Annotated in this window: 3 protein-coding genes and 1 pseudogene; 1 reads left to right on the forward strand and 3 read right to left on the reverse strand. The window is 63.0% G+C overall.

Annotated features, from left to right (window positions below; all coding sequences use genetic code 11):
• Positions 1-775 (reverse strand): annotated as a pseudogene (locus B3T59_RS23500) (zinc-binding alcohol dehydrogenase family protein); the annotation flags it as partial.
• A 41-nt stretch (positions 776-816) separates the two neighbouring features.
• Here B3T59_RS23500 and B3T59_RS23505 point away from each other — a divergent pair.
• Positions 817-1,479, forward strand: a complete 663-nt coding sequence (locus B3T59_RS23505; protein WP_064863711.1) for a DUF1345 domain-containing protein — start codon at positions 817-819, stop codon at positions 1,477-1,479.
• A 33-nt stretch (positions 1,480-1,512) separates the two neighbouring features.
• On the opposite strand, the gene B3T59_RS23510 is transcribed toward B3T59_RS23505, so the two are convergent.
• Positions 1,513-2,994: a flavin-containing monooxygenase gene (locus B3T59_RS23510; RefSeq protein ID WP_064863710.1), complete on the reverse strand. Its 1,482-nt coding sequence runs from the start codon at positions 2,992-2,994 to the stop codon at positions 1,513-1,515.
• A gap of 98 nt (positions 2,995-3,092) precedes the next feature.
• Entirely contained in the window at positions 3,093-4,241 is a 1,149-nt protein-coding gene (locus tag B3T59_RS23515; RefSeq protein ID WP_376782666.1) for an ATP-grasp domain-containing protein, read from the reverse strand.
• Positions 4,242-4,432 lie beyond the last annotated feature (191 nt).

Below are 4,432 nucleotides of genomic sequence, written 5' to 3' on the forward strand. Positions count from 1 at the left end.
AGGTGTATCCCGGCGATCGACAGCACCCCTCCCCGGTCGAGTGCGCGCATCGCCACCGGGACCAGGTCGCCCACAGGTGCGAAGGTGATCGCTGCGTCGAGAGGCACTGGCGAGCGTCGTAGGCACCGTTGACCGAGGCAGCCCCCAACGATCGGGCAAGAGCCTGCGCCTGTGCACCGCGGGTCATGACGTGAACCTCGGCGCCCTGCGCGATCGCAAGCTGTGCGCATAGGTGCGCGCTGCCGCCGAAGCCGTACAGACCAAGGCGACCACCTTCCGGTAGCGAGGCGCGCTTGAGTGCGCGATACCCGATGATCCCCGCACACAGCAGGGGCGCAAGGGTGACGTCGTCGACGTTGTTTGGCAGGTGATAGGCGAAATCGGCGGGCACCGTTGTGTATTCGGCATATCCACCGTCGACGTCCCACCCGGTGTATGTCGAAGCGGGACAGAGGTTTTCACTCCCCCGCCTGCAGTAGACGCACGTGCCGTCTGTGTGGTGGAGCCAGGCAACCCCGACGCGAGCACCCCGATCGAAGCCCAGCGCCCCCTCCCCCAGCTCGACGACTTCACCGACCACCTCGTGTCCTGGCGTGACGCCGACGCGATGCACCGGCAGGTCGCCCTCGGTGACGTGGAGGTCGGTACGGCAGACACCGCATGCGCGAACCTTGACCAGGAGTTCGCCCGCACCCGGCGTCGGGACTGGTTTGTCCACCAACTCGAGCGGACATTCGTCGACCGGTCCTGGTCGGGTGACTGACCACGCACGCATGTCTCCACTCTATTGGGGGCCCCGCGGTGTGTACTTGCTCCATGAACTCTCAACCCCAGAAGTGGCGCTGGCGTCGGGGCGACGCACCGGCGCTCGTTCGTCTCCTTGTGAGCGTCGTCGTGGGCGGGGCGGCCGCGGCGGGGATCTGGTCGGAACGCCCCACTGCTGCACCGCTGGCGGGTTGGGCTATCGGCGCGGGCCTGTTCGTGATGTGGACGTGGTTGGCGTTGTGGCCGATGGACAACGCGGAAACGGAGACGCACGCCAGTCGCGAGGAGCCGACACGCCTCGGCGCGTTCGTCATCGTGCTGTTGGCGGCTTTCGTGTCCCTCATCGGAATCGTCGAGGTGCTGACGCGAAAAGACCCGATACTCCTCTTCATCGCACTGCTGTCGGTGGTGGCATCGTGGGCCGCCATCCACACGATGTACGCAACCCACTACGCCCGCACGTACTACGGCGTCAGTGCGGACACTCAGAAGGCAGACGCGCCGCTCATCGACTTCCATCAGTCGGAGTCACCGCGCTACAGCGACTTCGTGTACGTTGCGATCACTGTCGGGATGAGCTACGCCATCTCCGACACCGACGTCGGCTCGTCACGGCTTCGTCGGACACTGGTCTTCCACGCCCTGCTGAGCTACTTCTTCGGCACCGTGATCGTCGCACTGCTGATCAACCTCACCGCGAACGTCGGATCGTAACCAATCCCGACTTCGTCTCTCCCCCAGAACAGCTCAGCTGAAGACATAGGAGTCCAACGGGTAGTTGTCCATCTCGCGCAGCGTGGTCAGCGTCGAATTCGGACGCAGGAGCGTCGCCTCACCGTTCGGGTCGAAGTAGTAGCTACGCGACGTCGCACAATTTCCGCGATAGAACACCGAAGACTGCAGGTGCTCGGTGACCTCCTCGAGGAATTTCTCGTTGGCGGCGTCGGTCACCTCGAAGACCTCGGACTTGCGTCGACGCATCTCACCGAACAGACGCGCGATGTGCTTCATCTGCGCCTCGATCGTTGTGAAGTACGAGAGTCCGCTGTAGGAGTACGGACTGTTGAGCGACAAGAAGTTCGGGAAACGAGGAATGGTAATACCCTCGAAGGCCTGGAAACGGTTGTCGCGCCACCACTTTCCGAGATCACGACCCTCGCGTCCGATCACGGTCATCGCGGGAAAGTTGGTGTCCCACAGGTCGAATCCGGTGGCGAGTACGAGCGTGTCGATCTCGTGGCGGGTTCCGTCGGCACTTACGATGGCGTCGGGTTCGAAGTGCCCGATGCCGCCGGTCTCCAGCGTGACGTTCGGCCGTGCGTAGGCCCGAAAGTACTTGTTGGAGAATGTCGGTCGCTTACACCCGAAGTCGTAGTCGGGTGTCAGCGCCCTCCTGGTCGCGCCGTCGGGAACCTGGGCGCGCAGATGCGCCCGGGCCAGCAATGCCGCGGCCTTGTTGCCCGGTTTGAATTGCTTGAAGTGCAGGACGCCGAACACCATCAGCATCTCCAGCAGCGAGGTGTTCACCAGACGAGCAGCGCGCTGCGTGAGCGGCACAGCGGCGAACAGATTCTGTAGCGCAGCGGGAATGGCGAAATCGACCTTGGGCACCACCCAGATCGGTGTGCGTTGGAAGACCGTCAGATGCGCTGCGTCGCGCGCGGCTTCGGGAATCAACTGCACCGCCGTCGCGCCGGTGCCGATGATTGCGACCCGACGCCCGGTGAAGTCGAATCCGTCCTCCCAGTCGGCGGTGTGCAGCACCTTCCCTTCGAACGAGTCGAGCCCGGGAAAGTCGGGGACATGCGGTTGCGACAGGAACCCCGTGGCGGTGACGTAGTAACGGCAGGTGCGACTCGAACCGTCGGCGGTGTAAACGGTCCACAACCGCGCCTGCTCATCCCACTCGGCCTTCTCGACGCTCGTGCCGAACTCCATGTGACGCTTGAGGTCGTACTTGTCGGCGATGTGCTCGGCATAGCGCTTGAGTTCTGCGCCGGGAGCAAACAGCCGCGACCAGAACGGATTCGGCTCGAACGAGTACGAGTACGTCACCGACGCGATGTCGACGGCGAGGCCGGGATAGTGATTGACGTGCCACGTGCCACCGAGGTCGTCTTCGCGTTCGAGAATCGCTATCGATTCGACGCCCTGCCGCTTGAGTTCGATGGCTCCGCCCATTCCACCGAAACCTGCGCCGACGATGACGACCTCATGATCTGGCTGCACCACGATCCCACCTCACTCCCGAAGTATCTGTGACCTATGAACACAGTAACCCAGGTCACTTCGAGGGCAAAGAGTGGCAGCTTCGGATCGTCGGGAGCTCAGCTGATGGATGAACCGTCGTAGAGCACGTCGAAGAACTGCGTGGCGACGAGCTGCTCGCCCTTCTTGCGATCGACGCCGAGCAGCCTGCGGTACTTCGCGACATGCTGCAACGACAGCGCCGAGTACAGCAGCGGCAGGTGATCCTTGCGCTGGTCGTAGACACCCGCCGCGCCCTTGGCCGCCGCGCGATTGGTCTTCCAATGCGACGGATGCATCAGTACGTCGCGGATCACGGCAGCCTTGATCATCTTCTTGCGTCCTGGCGGCACCACGACCAGCTCCCCCGGATCGAACAGCGCGGCGTCGAATTCCTCGGGTGTGGCGACGGTGCAACCGGCTGTGGGACGCGGGTTGCACTCCACCATGTGGTGCACGCCGTCATCGGTCTTCAAGTAGTCGAAGCTGATTTGGCCGTGCCAGTTCAATTCACGCGCAATTGTTTGTGCCGCGTGCAACGACTCGGGAGAATCGACGGACTCGAACACGATTCCGCCCCGATTGTCGATGGCCAACGGGTGCTCATAGCAGGAATGCAACACCACCTCGCCGTGGTGCACCACGCTCCAACTACACCGGTCGACTCCCTTCAGATACTCCTGCACCAACCACGGGTCGTCTGCTGTGGGATGTACGGCATCCAGACTCGTCTCCGCAGCGAGTGGACCGGTGTTCGTGACGACGTCGAGTCCGCCGCGACCGTAGGCGGCGCGCGCGAACCAGTGCTCCCAGTGGGTCGTCGCGGCCCGCAGCTCGTCGTCGTTGGTCGCCGTGATCGATTCGGCTACAGGAAGATTCAGCGAGCGACACAGTTCGGCGAAGCTCACCTTGTCGTGTACGCGATGCAGCGTCGGGAAATCGGGAAAGAAGAGCTCGAGGTCAGGGTGCCCCGCCAGCAGCCGATCGCGATGGTAGGCGAGGTAGAACACCTCCTCGAACATCGGCAACAACCAGGTGACGTTCTCGGCGTCGATGATGTCGACGACCGCGGCGATGAACGCCTCGGTCTCCTGGGTCGGTGCAGGCACTGTGAAATGCTTGGCGGCCCCGCGCGAATGGCTTCCCGGTGCGGACCTGAATGTATCGGCGGCAATTACTCGTCGACCGGTCACTCCGAGCTTGTGAATTTCATCGACCGCAAACGGCATACGCGACGTGGTGGCAAGAATCGTGGGATCGATGGCTGGCACGGATATACCGTAACGGTCCGGTGCGTACCGTGCGGCGATAGAGACATTCACGGCATGAATTCGACGCTGCGGCAGCGGCCTACTCCGATCGATCGCTAGATGTGTGTCGTGCGTAAGGGTGTGGGTGCTGCAGCACCCACATCCTTACG

Source organism: Gordonia sp. UBA7860 (assembly GCF_002500165.1).
Classification (GTDB): Bacteria; Actinomycetota; Actinomycetes; order Mycobacteriales; family Mycobacteriaceae; genus Gordonia; species Gordonia sputi.